The following is a 21,175-nucleotide window of genomic DNA, read 5'->3' as shown; positions in this document are numbered from 1 at the left end:
TTTCCTCGTCTACCTGCCTAATTTACTTACATAAGTTACGTTTGCCTTTTGGACTTCGTGACTTTGAGCCCACTCATCCTTTATGTAAGCCTTTATATTAGGTTTCTGTACGTCAGGCTACGATTTTGCTATTGCTTCTTCTCGCCATCACCTCACGGTGATAACCTTGCAAGTTGCTATGAGGTTCGTCGGCAACTACGCCCTACGTGGACTTTCACCACAGACTGACGGCATGCCCGTCATACTCAAAAATCCCTCTAGAAAATCCTAGAGGGATATTTTTACTATTAAATTAAAACCAATTCGCTTAAAAATGCCTAAGCTTACTGCATAGCTCTTGCTTTTTTAGTCTTCATACCCTTACTAAACATTGTGTAAGCAGTGTAAAGTATAACAGCTATAATAACGAATTTCAACTTATTTACATCTACACTTGAGAAGAACTTATAGGCAATGAATACACCGACAACACCACCTATAGCTATAAGTATAGAAACTAGCTTGTTGTAAGTCTGTTCCTTGATAAACTTAACTGAACAAGTTGGCATAAGTACTGCACAAGAACCCATCATTATAGGGAAGGCAGCCTTTACGTCCATTCCTAGTAAGAATATAAGGGCCATACAAGGTGCGTAAAGACCAACACCTGCTGTCATAAGAGCTCCAAGTATAAAGTTAACAACTATACCAATTATTAACTTGATTCCTGTAAGCCCCTTAGCTGTACCACCTGCTTCAAATAATCCAAGAGCTGGGTGAGTTACAAGCATTATAATAGCTGCTACAAATAGACAAACTCCCATTACTATCTGAATCTTCATTTCGTCCATCTTAGATATTATACCAGCACCAATGTATGAACCAAGCGCTGCTGCAAATAATAATGCTACTAGTGTGATAGGCTCAACTTCAACAGCTGATGTAAATATAAGTGCTTCAACTAATACTGGAATAGCACATGATACATTTAGAGTACCTGGTATTTCCTTATCGCTGATGTCAACCTTTAATAACTTGAATAGAGCAACTATAGGACCGAATGAACCTATACCAAGAGTGTCACCAAAGTTAGTGATAAAACCTATGAAAATAGATTTTCCAACCTGAGCTCCTGATGTGTTACCTAAATTTTCTTTATGCTTAGCAATGTCTGCTACCATTAGTATACCAGTACCTGCTATACATATTCTGAATATCCATAATAATATAGTAACTATCATACTTTATTACCCCCAAAATTAATTGTAAAATAGCTCAATTTATTTATCGCAGGCAAACGCGATTTATCAACGTCATATTTAATTATGTTATTACTGCATACACCTCCTAAAAGGAGATGTATGCTTATTTTAATACTATTATTTTAAGATAAATCCATGCTTAAGTGGATCTTCATCGTCGATTACAAAGTGGTTGAATCCTGTGATATATGCAGAACCTGAAATCTGAGGTATAACTGCATCGTATTCTCCAACCTTAGCTGTACCTACGATTTCACCTTCAAATATTGTACCAAGGATTGATTCATAGAAGAACTTGTCTCCCATCTTGAATTCACCCTTAGCATGTAGAGTAGCAAGTTTAGCACTTGTTCCTGTTCCGCATGGAGATCTGTCAACCTGTCCCTGTCCAAATACAACACAGTTCTTGTAAGTTGCACCTGGAGTATCAGTTTCTGACCACCATTCAACTAGGTCTACTGTCTTAATGTGTGGTAATTCTGGATGCTGTACTGGTATTTCTGCATTTATGATGTCTCTTAACTGCATACCTAAAGAATTTAACTTTCCTGCATTTTCTGGAACTATATCAAGACCAATCTGGTCAGCCTTAACTATAGCGAAGAAACTTCCACCGAAAGATATATCAAATTTGATCTTACCAAATCCTGGTAGTTCAACTTCCTGATCTCTCTTGTATAAGAATGCAGGTACGTTCTGGAAAGATACCTTCTTAGCCTTACCATTTTCAACTAGTACTTCACCTCTGATTATACCAGCTGGAGCTTCCTGAACAACCTTAGTTATAGGTTCAGTAACTTTTACAATACCTGTTTCAACAGCTGCAGTCATAGCACCTATTGTACCATGTCCACACATGTTAAGGTATCCGCCACCGTCCATGAATATGATACCGTAGTCAGCTTCTTCAACTGTAGGCTGAGTTAGTATTGAACCGAACATATCATTATGTCCTCTTGGCTCAAGCATAACAGCAGTTCTTAAATAATCAAGATTGTCTTCTAGCCACTGCTTCTTTTCTGGCATATTTTTTCCCTTTATATTTGGGATTCCACCAACTATAATTCTTGTTGCTTCACCAGCAGTGTGAGAATCGATTGCATGAATACTTCTACTAAATTTCATAATTAGTACCTCCAGTGTATTATTAATTATTTTGCTTTACGCATTTTAAGCTTTAGGAAGACTAAAGCCTTTCTTGCGTCTATTATGTCAACATTGTTTTCACCGACAACCTCAGTCTCTGTACCAGACTCGCTCTTGTTGATGTCAACAATTGTATCCATATACTTATTAGTTACAACAAATTTTGCCTGAACTCCGTTAAAAGTAACACCTACTGTTGGTATTCCTCTTTTACCGATTTCTTCAAATGTATTTGCATAGTCAACGTGTGAGTTACCCCAGCCATCAGCGCTAAGGATTACACCATCTGCTCTCATAGCTTCACACCATGCAGCAGCTCTCTGCCCAACTAAGTTCTTATATTTGTTGTCATCAGGTGTTCCGACTACAACTATACCTGCAAAATCTATATCTGTATCTTCACCTAATACTTTTACTAGTGGATCTCTAAACATATGTAATGATGTTTCCTTTGTTGAAGGACCTATACCCATAGTCTCACCCCCTAAACTAGTGCTCTTAAGATACCATCTCTGTATTCGTTAGGAGATAGGATCATAGGCATATTACACATATCTATTACTGATGTTCCAGCTTCAAAGCCACTTGGCTCCTGTGCAAATAACAAGTTGTCATACATTGCACCCTGACCAGCAACCTGCTTAACCAAAACAACCTTCTTCTTACCAGGACTTATCTTATCTAGGAACTCATGAGAACCATCGGCAAGTCTTCCATCGATGCTCTTAAGGACAGCTCTAATCTCCTGTATAAAATCGTCACAAGCTTTAAAACATGCGTTTGGTAAATTTCTGTCAAATGGAAGCCCACCTTTAATCGTAACGTCCATATGTATAATATAATCAGTCACGTCAGGAGTACCACATCTTCCAAATATCATCTGTTCACTAAGATTTCCTTCAGATGAACCAAATTCGTGCATCTGTCTTCCATCTTCGTCAACTCCTGTAAGCATTACATACACACCAGAAAGTGTGTGAGTTATACCTTCACCCAATCCTCCAAGAACTTTGGTAGATATGGGAATTATATCCATAATAGTGTTGATTTCTCTATCATAGTCTCCAGGTTTGATGATTTCTAGTCTAATATTTGTAATCAAGTCATTTGATGCCTTTAGCTCTTCGATCTTTTCCTCGACGATTTCAAGTACATCACCCTTGATTCCAAATCTTTTCCCAAACTTCACCTCGTTTATGGAAAACGGTTTTATTACAAGTCTTCTTAAAATCTTTTCTTCCATATACATTACCACCTTTAATTAAACTAAGTAAACCGACATCCCCTATATCATTAGATTATAGAGGATGGGCTTACTGTCATTATAAGCTAAACACTAAATAAGTTCAAGACCTATAATGTTAAATATTCAACTATATTGCTGCGTGGTATTCAAATGGTAATGGAACTATCTTACCAGCAGATGGTATAGATACTAACTGTTCAAGTGTAGCCTTTAGGATACCTGTCTGCATTTCCACATTGTGTGGTTCACCAGCGTTAGCACCCATTGGTACTAATGGAGCAACCGCTCTTGGAGTACCATTCTGTCTAACTACTGGAGGAAGAGCTGCTATTATTATAGTTGGTATACCAGCTTCTTCTATTGCTCTCTGCACGATCACGGCAGTTCTATGGCAAGTACCTCAGCCAGCTGTCATGACAACGCCATCTACACCCTCTTCTTTTAACTTAGCAGCGATTGCTGGACCAGTTTCTTCTGTGAAGACATGCTGGTTACCACCACCACCCATGAATGTGTAGTGCATTGGAGCAACGTCCTTTATAAATCCTTCAGCCTTTAATTCATGAAGTCTCTCTATTGGGAACATGCAGTTAACGTCTCTATTAACGTCAGAGTTGTCATATCCACCATGAGATACCATAAGGTCATCTGGAGTAGCTGTGTCTGGAACCATTCTGAATCCAGTATCACCAGCTAGGTTAAATCTTTCATCTGTCTTTAAATGTACACCAGCTGCAGTAGCAAGTGCTATTACCATTTCGTTTAATGGTTTTGTAACAGGAGTCCAAACTGGAGGAGGTGTTATTGGAACATATATCTCAGATTGAAGTCCTGGAACTGTTGTAAGTTTACGACTCATTTGTAATTTCTCCCTTCAAATTAATTTAAATATCTAATCCTAGTTCTTTTATCTTTTTCTCAAGCTCTTCTAATTCTTTCGTTTTTTCCAAGATTGATTTTTCAAGTCTAGTCAGATTTTCAAATTTTTTCTTTTCTTCAATTTTACGCTGACCATCCATTTTTCTAATGTATTCCTCGTTGGGTTCAGGACGTAATACCTCTGGGTTGCTTAACATAAACCCGACTTCTTGACCCACCTGAGGATTATAGTCAGTAATAAGCATTCTATTTGGTATTTTAAATTGTCCTAACCTACCCTTAAGGTCAATTGTAACTGCGCCACCTTCTACGTTGACTATTACGCCTTCGTAGTATTTTTCAGATGACATATATCTTAAATCTTCTTGCATTATGTAATTTTCCTTTCTTGCAATAGGTTGTGACTATTATTATACTTTTCTACCTTTCTCCTTCAACTGGAGTGTAAGTATCTTCTACTATACCAGCTTCTATGTCTGCTCTTTCGTATAACTGACTTCTCTTTCTAGTCATGTTAAGTGAAGTTTCGTTCTTTTCTAGAGGAATTTCTATACCTAGAGCCTTTTCAATTGCGTCTATGTTGTTTAACTTAACGTTGTTATTCCACTTTCTTTCAGCTGGCTTAACTTCTTCGCCTTCTATAGCGTTCTTTAACATAGCTACTATTCTGTGTGCTTCTTCTGGAGCTAGTGTATTGTTTTCAAGTATTTCGTTTTCTATACCCTGTCTAGACTTATTGTTGTCTACCATGTGAGTCATGTACTTGTTACCAACAACTAGAGCACCCTGTACTGCACAGTAAGATACACCAACTACTGGAATACCTCTCATACCGATCTGTTCGATATGTGATGCGAAATCTATATGGTTGTTACCAAATCCTTCAGTTGTAACTACAGCACCATCTACTTCCATAGATTCAACTAGCATACCTAGTCTTCTTGATACGTAGAACTTTTCAGAGTTGGCCTGTGGAGAACCTACGAATACTACACCTACTAGGTCTAGTTCTTCATCTGCCATTACTCTCTTAACTAATGGCTCTCTCCAATAATGTCTTGACATTTCCTTTGAAGCAGGTCCTATACAAGTAAGAGCGTGGATACCACCATCTAATACTTCTAATGGAGAAAGAACAACTGGAACGTTACCTAAGTCAACGTTTGGTCTAGCACCTAATGTACCAACTGGTTCAACTGGTAATATTAGGTTGTCGTGCATTGCACCCTGTCCCATTATCTCCTTAACTATAACAACTTTTCTCTTTCCTGTTCTTCTTAACTGTTCTATAACTTCTGTATCAACTACTAGAGAGTCATCTTCAACAGCCTTTAGAGCTTCTCTTATTTCCTGAGTGATGTAGTCAAATGCCTTATGAGCTGCAAGAGGTCCTGGTCTTTCCATGTTAGTACCAGCCTTGATTGTAACTTCACCCTTGATGAATATTTCACCGAATTCAGCAGCACCTGGTCTACCCCACATCATTGTTGTATCCATAGCACCTTCTGAAGAACCGAACTCACCTATCTGAACACCATTAGCGTCAGTACCAGTAAGAACCATTATAGCTCCATCTATTACTCTTGTTATACCTTCACCAAGTTCGCCTTCTTCCTTAGTAGCTATTGGCTGTAGGTCAAGTATAGCTTCTGAGTATTCATTGTATCTATCTGGAGTTATTATATCTAACTTAAGATCTAATACAAGCTCTTCAGTAGCAGCTGCTTCTGCACATATATCTTCTGGATGTCTTATAGTAAGTGTAGTTCCGTTGATTTCAGTTTTTTCGCCGAATACTACCTTTTCTATCTTGTAGTGCTTCTTTGTAAGACTTCTAAGAACCTTAGTTTCTTCAACTATTGCGTCACCAGCAGCTTCTGCAACTGGAACAACAAGACCTTCTGGGCTAGCAACACCTGCTGTAGCAGATCCACCAACAGCACCCATTGGTATTTCAAGGTTGATTCCCTTACCTTCAGCTATCTGAATCTTTAATACTCCACCTGGTAGGCTTACTGACTGAACAGGAGCTGCATCAACTGGAGCAACTTCAGCAGCCTCTTCAACTACTTCTTCCTCTTCTTCACTTTCAAGAGCATATCCTTCTGTGTTTTCAGTAGTCATTGGTGTAAGAGCGTCTAGAGTCTGAGTTAACTTAGCTCCTAATACCTGACCTATAGTTAAAGCATTCTCAGGAATTTCCAATAATCCAGAATCGATTAGGTCTGGGAATATTGCTGGATCTTCAAGATTAGCAGCTTCAACTACTGTACCAGCTTCAAATCTACAGCAACAAACTGCAGGATCATTAGCATGGGCTTTTGCTGTTTCGTTAGTTATTGACATAGCAAAAAATCCTCCTTAATTAAAGTTAAAAATAAATTTATAACAAATTTCTATACATATATATTTTACATATATGTAAAATATATATTGTTTTTAGAAATGTGCTTATTTTTGTAAACTACATCATAGGTATTTCTATGTCTATACCTTTACCTTCAGCTATCTGTATCTTCAGTACACCTGCAACTATACTTGTTGTCATATCAACTGACTGTCCTGTTATAACAGGCTGAACTTCTGATTCTTCTTCAGTAGTTTCTTCAGTAGCTTCTTCTGTTTCAGTGCTATAACCTTCTGTATTGTCACTTGTCATAGGTGTAAGAGCATCTAGAGTCTGAGTTAACTTAGCTCCTAATACCTGACCTATAGTTAAAGTATTTTCAGGAATTTCCAATAATCCAGAATCGATTAGGTCTGGGAATATTGCTGGATCTTCAAGATTAGCAGCTTCAACTACTGTACCAGCTTCAAATCTACAGCAGCAAACTGCAGGATCATTAGCATGGGCTTTTGCTGTTTCGTTAGTTATTGACATAGTAAAATCCTCCTTAACATAGTTAAAAATAAATTTATAACAAAGTAGTGCGAAGACCAACTACATAAACGTAAGCTATCATCTTTTGCTTATTATTTAGTTTATTTTTACACACATTTTCTGTTATAAACCGCCATATCGGCTTTTCATACAATAATATTAAAAACAAATTTGATATGCTTATTTTTGATTAATACAACTTAATTTGTTATAATATCAAGTATCTTATATTTCATAATATATAATAGATTCGTAAAATTTTCAATATATAATCCAATAGTTTTTTTCTATCATCAATATTAAAAAATAATCGCCAGGTTTATTTTTGATTATTTTTACACATTTTGTCTTATATATTGATCTTTTTTACCATAATACCATAATTTGTCTAATCGTTTCACAAATTACATCTAGACAAATTAACCACACACAAAAACATTACTAACATTAGTATAGCAATTAACATGCCAACTTTTACAAAACAGCGCATATTTCACTTACTCTAATAATCTGCTTTGTTTATTTAAGTATATTTAGCTATATGTAAAATTATATTAATAGAGTTTTTCTATATAAACAATACCATAAAGCTATATGTCTAATAACCGACAACTTTTTCATTTTTTAATTAGTAAAATGCACTAAAACAAAAAAATAAGCCCTCCAACACCGCTTATAGGCTTGCTTATAGGCTTATTTTACAACTACATAACTATTTGTCTATTTTTTGAACATATGTCTAGTTTTTATACACTTTTTTCCATTTTAATATATATATGCACTTACAAGATCTTTTCTGTAACTTCAAAAGTTTTTTACTTGTATTTTTTATATCTATTTATCCCTAATTCCATATTGATCCATTTTATAATACAAAGTTGTCCTAGGTATATTCAAAATTTTTGCCGCCTTAGACCTATTACCAGAGGTTTTTTCCAAAGCTTCCTGTATCTTGTTTTTTTCTAGTATTTGGACAGCCATATTAAGATCCATCGGGTACATAGTCTCCTTATCTTCTTTGCTTTCAACTTTATTTCTTATGTATACAGGTATATCTTCAACTTCCAAAGTGTCCCTGTTAGATAAAACGACCATATTTTCCATAGTATTTTTTAGTTCTCTTATGTTTCCCTTCCACTCATATCTCTGAAGCATATCCAAGGCTTCTTTTGAAATTTTCAAAAAAGGTTTATTATTTATCTTGCACTGCTCTTCCAAAAATTCATATATTAGTATTGCAACATCTCCACCCCTCTCCCTAAGTGATGGTAGGTTTATCTCTACGACATTCAATCTATAGTAGAGATCCTCCCTAAATGTCTCTTCCTTGACCATAGCAGCTAGGTCTTTGTTTGAAGCTGAAATAACCCTTACATCAATTTTTATAATCTCATTTCCGCCAACCCTCATTATCTCCCTCTCTTGAAGAACTCTAAGAAGCTTAGCCTGCATATTATAAGGCATATCCCCTATTTCGTCCAAAAATAAGGTTCCTTTATTTGCCAGTTCAAATATACCCGGCTTACCATTTTTTGTAGCTCCAGTGAAGGCTCCAGGTTCATATCCAAAAAACTCACTTTCAAATAATTCCTGTGGTATAGCACTACAGTTGACAGGTATAAATGTCCCCTCTCTCTCACTATACTTATGTATGGCCCTTGCAAAAACTTCCTTACCAGTACCACTTTCTCCATTTATCATAATTGATGAATTGGTTTTAGCTACCTGCTTTGCCATGTTTTTAGCCTTTTCTAAGGGGTAACTCTTGCCTAAAATCTTGTCAAACTCACCTATTGAAAGAGATTTTACTTCTTCTTCAAGGTACTTTATTTTTTCTTGTGTAAGTTCAAGCTCCTTAGAAAGCTTGCTGGCATCGGTTACATCTACCTCTGTACAAACTACACCTACAAATTCTTCTTTATGAAATACTGGGAAGGCATGAACAACTCCATATAAATCAGTGCCTGCCATATTCTTTTTTGTATAGTATACATCGCTCATGGCCTGTCTAGTTGTAAGTACTCTCTCCGATATTGTGTCGACTAGATAGTCACTCATTTTCCTACCAACTATCTCATCAGATGTAATGTTGTACCTTTTTTGCATAAACTTATTCCATAATATCACAACCCCATCACGGTCTATGGCACTTATGCCCTCATTCACCTGGTTTATTATATGCTTTAAGGTAGTAAATTCTTCATTTAGGAAAGGATAGTTATTTTGTTTTACATAGTAGGCATTTAAATATCCTACGACACTGTCATCCTCAACTACTATGTACATATAGTTTTCATCTTCCAAAAACTTAGTATAGGTCCTAAAATTATAGCTCCTGTCTATCATTATAAATTCTTTTTTTACTATATCTTTTAATACGGCTTGCCTGTATGATGTTCCCTTTTTTTGAACAAGATTGGCTATATCCAGTATACCTATATAGCCTGTAATCATATTTTTATTCCTATCAACCGTTATAACCGTCTTTTTATTTGTAATTAAGTCTTCAAATACATCCTCAACTTTGAGGTTTTCATCAGCTGTGACAAAGTCTTTTTGCATAACATCTTCTAAATTTTCTTTTGAAGGAACTTTGAACAATTACAACCACCTCTCTTTCTCATTGATTAGCACAACTTTTATCTATAGATTAGATTATATCACATATTGGTAGACTTTTTGTGAAATCAATATATATCATCCAAGTAAATTATTTTTTTACTCTATACCTAATATTTACACCTTTTTTCAAACAGTATCTCCGCTATACTTATTTTTTATATAGTAAATAAATATTTATTATACCTATCTTTTTATACAAGTACTTGTTATTTTGTACCTGTATGGTATAATACACTTATAAGAGTGGATTTTTCCGCTAAGCATACTTTTAAAATGATAGATTCAATCTGTTTACTAGCAAAACAAAAACATTACTAAATTACTAGCTAATAACACTACTATTATTTTTTAAGGGGGCAAATTATGTCTAAGATGATTCATTTATTATTAAAGCAGAATATTGGCGCTAAGAACACTCCAGTTGTTAAGGTTGGAGATGAAGTTAAAAGAGGACAACTAGTTGGTACATTTGAAGGACTAGGTGCTTATTTACATGCCAGCGTTGATGGTAAGGTTGTTGATATTACTGAAGATGAAATCATAATTGAAGCAAACGATGTTCAAGGAGAAGACTATGTAAAGATCGAAAAAGGTGCTACAATAGCTGAAACTGTAAAGAATGCAGGTATTGTAGGTCTTGGTGGTGCAGGTTTCCCAGCTCACGTTAAGCTTGGTACTGATCTTGGTGGTACAGGGTATGTACTATGTAACGCTGCAGAATGTGAACCAATACTTTCTCACAATATGAACCAGTTACTATTAGAACCTGAAAAACTACTTAGAGGTATGAAACTATGTATGGAAGCTACTAATGCTGCTCATGGTGTATTCGCTCTAAAGGAAATACATCCAAAGGAAATAAAGGCTCTTGAAGCAATTATAGATGATGAGAGAATCAGAATCGAAGCTATGCCAAATATGTACCCAATGGGTGAAGAAAGAGCTGTAGTTAGAGAATGTCTAGGTATCGAACTTGATACTGACCAGTTACCATCAGCTGCAAACGCTGTTGTAATAAACTCTGAAACTATGTGCGCTATAGCAGATGCTGTTGATGACCTAAAGCCATTAATAGAAAAAAATATAACAGTTGCTGGTTACTTAAATACTGCTAACTCACTAGAAATATTTATGAACGTTCCAATCGGTACTAGAGTTGGAGACCTTATAGATAGAGCTGGTGGAATATTCAAGTATGGTGAATACGGCGAAATCATAATGGGTGGACCATTCACTGGTACTAGCACTACTGTAGATGACTACACTAAGAAGGCTACAGGTGGTATATTAGTTACTAAGCCATATCCAAAGGGAGCTCCAAAGATGGGTCTTCTAGTATGTGCTTGTGGTGGTAACGAAGCTAGACTTAGAGAAATAGCCGGCTACATGGGTTCTCAAGTAGTAGGCGTTGAAAAGTGTAAGCAGGCAATCGAAGGTAAGGGTGGCGCACTTAAGTGTGAAAGACCTGGACACTGTCCTGGACAGGCTGCTAAGATGCTTAACCTTAAGAAGGCTGGAGCTCAGGAAGTTCTAATCTCTAACTGTACTGACTGTACAAACACAGTTATGGGTGTTGCTCCTAAGATGGGTATACCAGTTCATCACCAGACTGACACAATCCTAGAAACTATGGGAATTGAAAAGATAAGATTCTTGAAGGATGGACAGAAGAGATAGTCTTATACAACTAAAATTTTTATAAAATAAATACCGAAGATGATTTTTCCCCATCTTCGGTATTTTTAATGTCTTTTGACTTGTATCTCAGTCTTTATTATCTAGCTATTGTAGCTAAGTCCTTTTCCACCTGGGCTGATACTGTTGATTCTCCACCTACTATTATTACGTTCTTTATTGACTTTGTTTCTTCTATGTATTTCTTTACATCTGGATTTAATCCCTTAGCTTCTGTTAAGAGAATTGCTGCATTCTTGCTAGATGCAAGCGGACCTGCTGACAGGGCATCTGGATAGTCTTCACCTGATGCAATTATCACTGTATCTATATCTTTATTTAAGACAGTTTTAAATGCCTTGGCAACTTCTACAGATGTCTTGTATCTGTTTGAACCAGCTAATCTAAGTTTTTCATTACCCTTTGGAAGGAATGACTCTCCACCGAATACAACTTCTAACTTATCATGATCAATCTTATAACCCTTTGGCAACGGAACGGTAACTGGTTTTTCTTTTTCTTTATTTCTTTCATACTGATACATAAAAGGAGTTGCAGACATCGCATCTGCAAAATCACTGCCATCATAAACCGCTAAATTATCTGGATAACCATAGCTATTATATATCTCTCTAATTATCTTAGAAGTAACTAGTCCGGCTGTCTCATATCTATCTTTACCAGAAATCCTGCTAGTCAGGTCTGGAGAAAAGTGTTTAATATCTTCCATGACTTTTTCAGATATACTACTTTTACCACCGATAACATAATATTTTTGATTCTTGTGTGTATTTAAAGCAGAATACAAATATGGATTTACTGAGTTCTTTTCAGTCAATATAACTGGTGATTTTAGATAACTAGCTAATATTCCTGATGATAGGGCATCTGGAAAATCTTCTCCACTTGCTATTACAATGTTTTTATATTCACCTAGTGCCTCACTTATTTTGTAAGATGTCTCATACCTATTCTTTCCTGCTATCCTCTCTACGGACAACTTTTTAGTATCAACAACTTTAATACTTCCGTCACTCGCCTGTTCATTGATAACTGGGTTGTTATCAATTGCAACTTTACCTTTTGAACTCGCATCAGACACATCTACAACCACATCTGCAAATGAACATGATCCAAGAGTTCCCACTAATCCAAGTGCTACAATAAATTTTTGTACTTTTCTATTCATACTATTCACGCTCCTACTAAGTATAATCTCTATTATTTAGGCTATAATAAATCCATTTGTTTTATTATTTTACCTACATAAATACAACTTAATTTTAGCACCTCAATTATAAATTGTAAATATCTTATTGAAAATCTTAGTTGTCAATATCTTAGTTGTCAATACATATGTTACACTTACGAGAAAGTTATTCAAAATACTTGCTATGATAGAAATCCCTACAATTGTATCTTTATTTTCTTTATATTGTCCTTATAGTATTTCACACCAATTCTATTAATTATCTTTTTATTATTTTCCTGATATAATTTTTCTAACAAATCATCTTTTATTTTTGTTCTACAAGAATCCAATGTTTTTGTTAAATTTCTTTGGTTATCAATTTTTATTATAAAATATCCATCCTTGCTTTTTACTACTCCAGTATACTCTTTATCCCTCATTATCAAAGCCTTTTCACGTAATTCCGGAATCAAATTTTCTTTTTTGATTTTTCCAATGTAGCCCCCCTTATTCTTACTGTTTTCATCTTCTGAATACTTTTTGACTACAGTAGAAAAATCCATGCCCTTTTTTAAGTCTTTATAAGCATTTTCTGCCTTAATTTTATCATTAGGATTCTTTATCCAAATTTGATAACAATCAAATTCCTTTTCTTTAAATTCATTTATCTTGTCTTTATAATATTTTTTTATATCTTCCTCTTTGATTTTGACCCTTTTATTAAATTCTTTTTGATTCTCGTTCTCAATCATCTTGTCTTTGATATATTTTTTTAGTACGTGATCATCTATATTCAGACTCTTATACTCATTGCTTTTTATTTTATCCTCCTCAATATTTTGCTTAGCACTGTCAAGCATATCATTTAATTCCTCTTCTGAATATGAATACCCATTCTTTTTATTTTCTTCATCCTTATAATGACTCATTATTAAATAATCTATAACGCTTTTCTTAAATTGTTCCGTACTTCCGTCAGATGAAACTACAACACTCTTCCAGCTATCATCACCAAAAATAGAATTATATTCAAATTTTGCCAACTTTATATTATCATTAACTTCACTTAGCCTAACATCAAATTTATCAGTACTTGCAACTATTTCATCCTGCTTACAAGCCAAAAATGTAATAGGCATCAAGATTAAAATAAGAGCACAAATAAAGGTAAATTTATTTTTCTTAATACTCATGAACTATCAACCTCCAATTTTATAAATCCTATAATTTGATATATAACAAAAAAGATTTAAATCAATATGGGTCTTAAGCCCTTATTGAAATAAATCTTTTTTCCTATTTTGCTTTTTAAAATGGCATATGGAAGTATCAAAGTTTTAAAAACTTATAACATGTCCTCCATATCATCCATCACATTATCAGTAATACTGTTTTCACCGCCAACTATTGTAATCTTTCCTATATCCATATCTTCAATAATTTTTTTAATTGATTTTGGAATCTTATTTTTATTTGTCAATAGTATTGGGGCTTCCTTTTTCCCTGTAAGTGTACTAGCTGCTAATGCATCAACAGGATTTTCACCACTGGCTACTATAGCCTCATCAAAGTCCTTATAGGCATACTTGGCAATATTGGCAGATGTTTCATACCTATCCGTTCCAGATAATCTTACAACTGATATTTGCATTCTATTCAACTCTTTTTCCACGTCACTTGATATGGAATTGTTGCCACCAATTATATATACCTTCTTCACATTCATCTGTTTTAACCTATTTTTTACAGACATATTTAAAGTATTTCTACCATTCAATAATATAGGTAGGTCTTCTTTTGTTGCTAGAGATGAAACTGAAAGAGCATCTATATTCTTATATCCATTTACCAGGATAGCCTGGCTGGATTTTTTAGATAGTCTACTAACTTCCTGGGATAGTTTATCAGAAGTGTCAAACCTATCCCTTCCTGATATACGTGTTACTTTTATATCTTCTTTTTTTAATCTAGACTCAACACTACTGGAGATAGAGGATTGACCGCCTACAATAACTACCTTATCCGCCTTTAACCTCTCAATCTCATCAAGAACTTCATCTGAAATAGAATTTTTATTTGTCAATAGTATTGGGGCCTCTTCAATATCGGCATATGATGATGCAACTAGGGCATCAGCAATATTTTGACCACTTGCAAGAACAACTGTATCTACAGATTTAAAGTTTTTTTCGCTTACCTCAACAGAAGTCTCATATCTATTATCACCTGACAACCTCTGTATTTTTTCTGATTTTTTCTTATTTTTATCCTTTTTCTTCTTGTTTAGGTCTTTTGCCTCCTTGACAATAGCTTCTATAGACTCTTTTGAAGTAGATGAATCAATCTTATTTTTAAAATTAGTTTTTTCATCACTTGATAAGTCTGTTAATCTGTCTATTTCAGATTTTGCATCTTTTTTCGATTTATCAATATCCTTTTCAATTTTATCATTGGCATACTTTGCTTCTTTTAGTACCTCGTTGATTTTTTCTTTTGACTCGGCATTGTCTATATCTGCCTTGTATTTAGCCTTACTATTTGAGTCTAATTTTGACAAATTATCAATACTTATTTTGGCTTCTTTTTTAGCTTGTTCTAACTCGTCACCTTGGCTATACGGATTTTCATTGTTTGTAGGATCTTTTTCAATAAACCTATAGTCAAGGGTAAGAATGGCATTAGGTGACGTAGAATTTTCATCCAAATTTTCATATGGATTTATACCATTAAGCATATCCATCGCATCAACCTTTACTTTAAGATATCTTTTGGGATTATCTACATGCTTGTCTATATTTATTTCAACACTTTTTAGAAAATCTCTTAAATTACCCTCTGCATCTAGTTCATTCTTAGTTTTTAATACCTTTACTCTGGTCAATTCCCCCAGGTACTCCAAGTGACTTTTATCAACATTTTCTTCCTTAGTATTATTATAATACCACAAATTCGTCAAATGACCATATGCTCCCATAAAGTACAGACCTCTTAGGTTAAACCTTAGTCTTATTTTTCCACTTTCATCTACAATTAGTTTGGCCTTACTCATGATAGCATTATTTCCCATTGAATTTTGTTCTGTTAACTCAAAATTCCTCAAAACTATGGGAACATTATAGACTCCCTTTTCCAATTGAGGCTTTGTTTTCAATGAATAAATATCCTTGATATTGTTTTCATCACCCCCAATTTGAATTAAATTTTGATCTAATTCCTCAATAGTAGACTTAAGTTTATTAGTATCTTCACTATTTAAATATGTCTTTGCAGTTTTTACAAAAATTTTTAGCTTGTTGATACTTTCATCTGTTTTTAATACCAATGTATCTGTGTCTTCTGCCTGGTCAATTAATTTTTTTAATTCATTTTGTAAATCCGTTACCTCTTGATTAGAAGCTCCCTTAATATTTTTCGTGTTAATTTTTTCGACCACATTTAAATCTAATCCTTGAAGATTTTGATTGGCAAGGGCTACTGAACCTGTTGACAATAAAATTGCCAAAGATAAGGCCACAGATGATGTTTTCTTAAACATTAATATTTTCCTCCCATCAATATTTTCAATATTTTATACTTCTTCAACAGTTCTCTTTTAAACGACTGTTTAGATAAATTTAATTAAAGGAGGATAAGCCCTCCCTTAATTAAATATCTTGAGAGAAATGTTATTTAAGAAGTCCTTCTACCTTGTCTTTTACTCTATCAGAAATAGTCTTTTCTCCACCTATCAATAAGAATTTTTTTGCTTTGGATTCTTCTATCCTATTTGAAATACTCTTTGGTATTCTTCTCTTTTGTACCAATAGCATAGGAGCCTTTTCCATTTTTGTTAAAACACCTGCTGCCAGGGCATCTATAGAATTCTCACCACTTGCAAGAATAACCTTATCACTGTTTTCGTAAGCATATTTTGCTATTTTTGAAGATGTCTCATACCTATCTTCTCCTGCCAACCTTTCGTATTCTACATCAAGAGCCTTTATATTGTCTTCTATTCTCCTTGGTAAAGAAGCTCTACCTCCAATTATATACATCTTCTTAATATTTGAATCTCCAACAATATTTTTTATATCTTTACTTAAACGATTTCCATCATTTAATAATATTGGTAAATTCTCCTTTGTAGCCAATGAAGATACTGATAGTGCATCAGCATTCTTGAAGCCATTTACTATGATGGCTTCTTTAGCCTTATTTGACTTTAGCAATTCTTTTGCAATTTCATAGGAAGTTTCATATCTATTATCACCCGCTAGTCTTTTTACAGTAATATTTTTATTTTTCAAGTCAGAAACCACCTTTTCAGATATGGAAACTTTTCCACCTACTACTATTACATTATTCGCATTCAATCTCTTTATTTCATCAAAAACATTTTTTCCTATTTTCTTTCTCTTAGTTAAAAGTATTGGTGCTGATTTTGATGTTGCTAATGATGAAGCTGCCAAGGCATCTGCCGAATTAGTACCACTTGCAAGAACAACTGTATCTGCTGACTTAAAATTATCCTTACTTATCTTTATAGCAGTTTCGTACCTGTCATCTCCTGCCAATCTTTTTGCTACTTCATTGCTATCGTTTCCTTGATTATCGCTATCATTTCCTTGATTATCTTCTACTTTTTTAGCCTTACTCCAATCTAAGAACAGTCTGGCATTTTGCCTTCCTGCACCTTTTACTATATCATCATATGATTGGGCATTATTTTTTATTGCATCCATGGCATCTACATATACTTCAATATTGATAGTATTTTCCTTAGAATTTTTATCAAATTCATAAACCTTAGGGAATTCCATTTGTTTTCCCTTCAAGTTTTTATCCATAAATTTCTTTAATACCCTTGCCTCTGATTTTGATGAAGTAAAGGAGCTATCATAAATATTTAATCCCCATAGATGTCCATACATATTCATAAACTCTAATCCTTTAAAGGCTACTTCATATGAATACTTATTGTCCTTCTTTCTTACTATTGCGTTTCCATCAAGGGCTTTCTCACCCATTGAAGCAGTATCAGAATGTGCTTGTAACATTCTAACGGGAACAGAATAAACTTCAGCTTTATTAGCTTCTTTATCATTTGCCTCCTTGGCTTCTTTATCATCGGCATCCTTGGCTTCTTTTAGTATTTTTTCTACTTCAGCCTTTGTTGTCGCACTATTTACCCTGCTTTTATACTTTGTTTTTTCTTCGGTACTTAGATTAGGTAATTTGTCTATTTCCTTATTGGTATTTGTTTTTAGCTTGTTTAAATCTTCTACAACAGGTTCAGTATATGAATTTTCTTCTGCCATTATATATTTAGAAACCGGCTTATCAATAGGTATTTTAGCATTCAATTTTCCACTTACTACCTTTAGTCCATATTTCGCTAATTCAATATTATAGTCATCTACTACCTCTTGAATGTTTCCATCATCCTTTATTTCATAGAGTTTCAAGCTATTATTCAGCTTCAATGGTTCAACTTCATTTTCGTCCAAATTTAATAATGACAATGTCAAAAGGGGTTTACCTTTAGTATAATCCTTTAATTGTTCATTTTCCCATCCATTTGGTATATCAGCAGGCTTTCCATCTTTATCAAGTAGGCTGATTGATAGTGGGTAGTATCTACCTATTTTTTTATTTTTTAACTTTTCTTTGATCGTATCAGTAATATTTATTTTTTTTATTTCTGCCCTTGTATCATAATATAGTGGGGCTATTCCCATATTTTCATCAAAAACATAACGATTTATTCCAATATTTGCCTGGTCAAAGCTTTTTGACTGTCCATTAAATTTTATTTTTACTACTTTTAAATTTGTAGCCACGTCAATACTTCTTTTATTAACCTTTAATTCATAAGAAAAGATCCCGGAGCTAGGTTGTCCATCCCTAAAAGACCTTACCTTAATAGTTAACTTGCCCCCTTCGAGATACTGGTTAGATATGCCCTCTCTTCCTACCCCATTTTTTGACTCGTTGATAGAAAGGTTATATGTAGGCAGACCCTGGCCATCCTTATCATAGGCATCTCCAAAATAGTATAGTTCTTTCGAGTCTATCGTAGGGTCGCTCCCATCAATAGTATACCTATACTGATCTTCTACATTATAACCACCATTTTTTCTAAATGAAAAAATATTATCTGAACTATCAGAATTAGCAAATATTTGCTTTGTAAAGAGGTCTTCTATTTTCTTTGTGTATGGTTTTTTAGAAAGGAACAAAGGGTATCCTCTGATGTTCAGTTTCTTTAAACCTATGGTGTCACTAGAGAAATCAGAGTCAAAGCTAGGGTCTATCATGATTTCCAACTTAAATGTCCCGTTACGATTTGTATTAGGGTAATTTTCCTTTTTCAAATCAATGTTAATATATTGAGTAAGTTTATCTAGCTGAATTTCTGCCTCTTTTAACTTATATGTAATTTTTTCACCATCATAGTCATAGTGTTCAACCGTCTTTTCTTGGGCATCTTCTTTGATAATTTCTTTACCAGCTATTTTATAACTATACTTAATTTCTTCTATTTTGCTTTTTTCATATGTAGTTAAATACACCTTTATCTTATATTTATCTCCCACCCTGCTTAGGTTAGCCATCCAGTACTTGTCCTTGCATACAAGCCTTACAGTTTTACTTTGTCCATCAGCAATTTCCGGATATGCTACATCGCTTAAGTCTCTCTCTGGCATAAATTTTATGGGTGTGTTTTTCTTAGAAACGAATTTTTTGGTAATCTTATTATAAAGTCCATAATCAAGACTACTAAGGTTATACATAGACATATTCATAAAGTCACGATGTTGTCCATCTCGAGCATCTGCATTTATCATAGATTTATAAGTCTGTACAACCGCACTGGTGTCTTCATCTTTTACTTCATGCACGATCCTGTCCGGATTTTCTTCATCAAAAAACCCCTTTTTTACACCCTTAAATCCATAGTCTTCTAAATTAGCATACCAGGCTATATAGGTTCCCAAGTCATAACCAGCAAAAACAGAATTATACCTAACTTTATAAAAGAAGCTCTTGTCTTTAAAATTGCTGTAGGCTTCATTTGGGGAGATATAATCAATGACATCGTCATTTGCTTCTGCCCTTATGTTGATATTGCCGATCGCAGTAAATAACATTGTTGTCGCTAGCAAGATACTTGATATTTTTTTAAGCATTTTATTCTCCTTCCTATAAGATACTCTATTGTTTATTGTTATGTTTATATAAGAACAGCAAGCTTTAATAGATATATATTTTCATCTAGGTTTTCTATATTAGTTGTTTATTTCCAAGTCTACGTGTTTTTCTCCATGTGTTATTCCAGCTACTTTTATTTTAGCCTGACCACTGTAATACTTTCTTGAAGTATTTGCAAGAGTTGTTGGTGTGACATTTGTTCCTGTGAAATCAAACTCATATCCATCAATTGTGCCTGGCTGTTCTTGCAAAGTAAGTTCAGAAATATATCCACTAAATATACCTACATATATTTTCTTAGTTTTCACCCTTTCCAACTTTAGGTCTGTATTATTATTCACTACTATCCCGTTAGAAAATGCCTCGGTTGCATGTGCGCCCATTCCTGTATAAAACTCATTATTAGCTATATTCTTATACACAGTCACACTCTTGTCTAGGGCGAATGCATTTACACCTATCGCAGAAACTATAGCCATTGCCATTACTGTTGATAATAACTTTTTAAACTTCATAATATATCCTCCTTTGTAATATAACTTTTCAACTTACATATATTCGACCTATATATGTCTATAAAGCTTACCTTCATCTTGCTTATAAGTGATTATATAAGCTATACATATAATAACATATACGATATTCATTGTCAATCAATATAAATTCTCATATTTAATATCTTTATATTTTAAAAAAGATATCCTATTTTATTGGTATAATTTTTTCTTGGTTGATTGTATAATTAACCTCCTATTTTTTAATATATACTTTTAAATCATGACCACCCGTCCAACGGGTGGTTTGCACACGGGCTATAAGCCCAAGGGTTACCGGCCAGCGTCTAAAGGCGCTGGCTTTCACTCTGTTCAAGCTCGGCCTTTGACTCGTCGCTACCCTTTAAAGTGTATTTGTATTACTTGCCATCCCTAAAGGGATCTTCATACTCCTTGACACTTAATTTGTCCAAAGCTATATCGTGTCTTTCCTGTTCCTGAATATATTTCCTTATTGTTGCCTCATTTAATCCCACAGTACTTACATAATATCCTTCAGACCAAAAGTGTCTATTTCCAAATTTGTACTTTAAATTTGCGTGCTTATCG

At 34.2% G+C, this 21,175-nt stretch carries 15 protein-coding genes and 1 pseudogene; 1 reads left to right on the top strand and 15 read right to left on the bottom strand.

The features are described from left to right. Window positions 1–323 precede the first annotated feature (323 nt). The 9 genes and pseudogenes from F823_RS0108580 to prdR all read right to left on the bottom strand — a co-directional run bounded on the left by F823_RS0108580 (window position 324) and on the right by prdR (window position 9,994). The gene (locus F823_RS0108580) at window positions 324–1,220 is read right to left on the bottom strand and encodes a sulfite exporter TauE/SafE family protein (RefSeq protein WP_002843465.1); all 897 of its coding nucleotides are present in this window, start codon (window positions 1,218–1,220) and stop codon (window positions 324–326) included. Window positions 1,221–1,358: 138 nt separating this feature from the next. After that, the gene (locus tag F823_RS0108575; RefSeq protein ID WP_002843475.1) at window positions 1,359–2,366 is read right to left on the bottom strand and encodes a proline racemase; all 1,008 of its coding nucleotides are present in this window, start codon (window positions 2,364–2,366) and stop codon (window positions 1,359–1,361) included. A gap of 26 nt (window positions 2,367–2,392) precedes the next feature. Continuing rightward, window positions 2,393–2,860, bottom strand: a complete 468-nt coding sequence (locus F823_RS0108570) for a glycine/sarcosine/betaine reductase component B subunit (RefSeq protein ID WP_002843471.1) — start codon at window positions 2,858–2,860, stop codon at window positions 2,393–2,395. An 11-nt stretch (window positions 2,861–2,871) separates the two neighbouring features. Further along, window positions 2,872–3,630 (bottom strand): proline reductase cluster protein PrdD, encoded by a 759-nt coding sequence (gene prdD / locus F823_RS0108565; protein WP_002843462.1) that lies wholly within the window; start codon window positions 3,628–3,630, stop codon window positions 2,872–2,874. 130 nt (window positions 3,631–3,760) lie between these two features. Next, the gene (gene prdB / locus F823_RS10950) at window positions 3,761–4,492 is read right to left on the bottom strand and encodes a D-proline reductase (dithiol) protein PrdB (protein ID WP_080547788.1); all 732 of its coding nucleotides are present in this window, start codon (window positions 4,490–4,492) and stop codon (window positions 3,761–3,763) included. A gap of 25 nt (window positions 4,493–4,517) precedes the next feature. After that, window positions 4,518–4,883: a CBO2463/CBO2479 domain-containing protein gene (locus F823_RS0108550; RefSeq protein ID WP_002846319.1), complete on the bottom strand. Its 366-nt coding sequence runs from the start codon at window positions 4,881–4,883 to the stop codon at window positions 4,518–4,520. Window positions 4,884–4,932: 49 nt separating this feature from the next. Further along, window positions 4,933–6,858 carry a D-proline reductase (dithiol) proprotein PrdA gene (gene prdA, locus F823_RS0108545; protein ID WP_002846321.1) on the bottom strand — a complete coding sequence of 642 codons (1,926 nt, stop codon included), beginning with the start codon at window positions 6,856–6,858 and terminating at the stop codon, window positions 4,933–4,935. Between the two features lie 243 nt (window positions 6,859–7,101). Further along, window positions 7,102–7,393 (bottom strand): annotated as a pseudogene (locus F823_RS0108540) (sugar transporter); the annotation flags it as partial. 834 nt (window positions 7,394–8,227) lie between these two features. Further along, window positions 8,228–9,994 (bottom strand): sigma-54 dependent transcriptional regulator PrdR, encoded by a 1,767-nt coding sequence (gene prdR / locus F823_RS0108535; protein WP_019595602.1) that lies wholly within the window; start codon window positions 9,992–9,994, stop codon window positions 8,228–8,230. Between the two features lie 384 nt (window positions 9,995–10,378). On the opposite strand from prdR, the gene prdC reads away from it, so the two are divergent. Beyond that, window positions 10,379–11,692, top strand: a complete 1,314-nt coding sequence (gene prdC / locus F823_RS0108530; RefSeq protein WP_002843473.1) for a proline reductase-associated electron transfer protein PrdC — start codon at window positions 10,379–10,381, stop codon at window positions 11,690–11,692. 97 nt (window positions 11,693–11,789) lie between these two features. Here prdC and F823_RS0108525 read toward each other — a convergent pair whose 3' ends face one another. The 6 genes from F823_RS0108525 to F823_RS0108500 all read right to left on the bottom strand — a co-directional run. Continuing rightward, on the bottom strand, window positions 11,790–12,878 hold the full coding sequence (locus tag F823_RS0108525; protein ID WP_019595601.1) for a cell wall-binding repeat-containing protein: 1,089 nt from the start codon (window positions 12,876–12,878) through the stop codon (window positions 11,790–11,792). 218 nt (window positions 12,879–13,096) lie between these two features. After that, window positions 13,097–14,074: a peptidylprolyl isomerase gene (locus F823_RS0108520; RefSeq protein WP_002846326.1), complete on the bottom strand. Its 978-nt coding sequence runs from the start codon at window positions 14,072–14,074 to the stop codon at window positions 13,097–13,099. Window positions 14,075–14,226: 152 nt separating this feature from the next. After that, window positions 14,227–16,416 (bottom strand): cell wall-binding repeat-containing protein, encoded by a 2,190-nt coding sequence (locus F823_RS0108515; RefSeq protein WP_019595600.1) that lies wholly within the window; start codon window positions 16,414–16,416, stop codon window positions 14,227–14,229. Window positions 16,417–16,546: 130 nt separating this feature from the next. Next, complete coding sequence (locus F823_RS0108510; RefSeq protein WP_019595599.1) at window positions 16,547–20,050, bottom strand: cell wall-binding repeat-containing protein; 3,504 nt, start codon at window positions 20,048–20,050, stop codon at window positions 16,547–16,549. A gap of 99 nt (window positions 20,051–20,149) precedes the next feature. Beyond that, entirely contained in the window at window positions 20,150–20,587 is a 438-nt protein-coding gene (locus F823_RS0108505; RefSeq protein ID WP_002843480.1) for a hypothetical protein, read from the bottom strand. 398 nt (window positions 20,588–20,985) lie between these two features. Continuing rightward, the coding region (locus F823_RS0108500) for an IS200/IS605 family transposase (RefSeq protein ID WP_019595598.1) at window positions 20,986–21,175 on the bottom strand (190 nt) is incomplete at its 5' end.

This window comes from Peptostreptococcus anaerobius VPI 4330 = DSM 2949 (assembly GCF_000381525.1).
GTDB classification, from domain to species: domain Bacteria; phylum Bacillota; class Clostridia; order Peptostreptococcales; family Peptostreptococcaceae; genus Peptostreptococcus; species Peptostreptococcus anaerobius.
The sequence above is the reverse complement of the archived record's forward strand: the minus strand, read 5'-3'. Positions and strand labels throughout refer to the sequence as shown.

Excerpts from the sequence above, each read along its gene's own strand:
- F823_RS0108580 (WP_002843465.1), bottom strand. The coding sequence starts at position 1,220 with ATGATAGTTACTATATTATTATGGATATTCAGAATATGTATAGCAGGT.
- F823_RS0108575 (WP_002843475.1), bottom strand. The coding sequence starts at position 2,366 with ATGAAATTTAGTAGAAGTATTCATGCAATCGATTCTCACACTGCTGGT.
- F823_RS0108570 (WP_002843471.1), bottom strand. The coding sequence starts at position 2,860 with ATGGGTATAGGTCCTTCAACAAAGGAAACATCATTACATATGTTTAGA.
- prdD (WP_002843462.1), bottom strand. The coding sequence starts at position 3,630 with ATGGAAGAAAAGATTTTAAGAAGACTTGTAATAAAACCGTTTTCCATA.
- F823_RS0108550 (WP_002846319.1), bottom strand. The coding sequence starts at position 4,883 with ATGCAAGAAGATTTAAGATATATGTCATCTGAAAAATACTACGAAGGC.
- prdA (WP_002846321.1), bottom strand. The coding sequence starts at position 6,858 with ATGTCAATAACTAACGAAACAGCAAAAGCCCATGCTAATGATCCTGCA.
- prdC (WP_002843473.1), top strand. The coding sequence starts at position 10,379 with ATGTCTAAGATGATTCATTTATTATTAAAGCAGAATATTGGCGCTAAG.
- F823_RS0108525 (WP_019595601.1), bottom strand. The coding sequence starts at position 12,878 with ATGAATAGAAAAGTACAAAAATTTATTGTAGCACTTGGATTAGTGGGA.
- F823_RS0108520 (WP_002846326.1), bottom strand. The coding sequence starts at position 14,074 with ATGAGTATTAAGAAAAATAAATTTACCTTTATTTGTGCTCTTATTTTA.
- F823_RS0108515 (WP_019595600.1), bottom strand. The coding sequence starts at position 16,416 with ATGTTTAAGAAAACATCATCTGTGGCCTTATCTTTGGCAATTTTATTG.
- F823_RS0108510 (WP_019595599.1), bottom strand. The coding sequence starts at position 20,050 with ATGCTTAAAAAAATATCAAGTATCTTGCTAGCGACAACAATGTTATTT.
- F823_RS0108505 (WP_002843480.1), bottom strand. The coding sequence starts at position 20,587 with ATGAAGTTTAAAAAGTTATTATCAACAGTAATGGCAATGGCTATAGTT.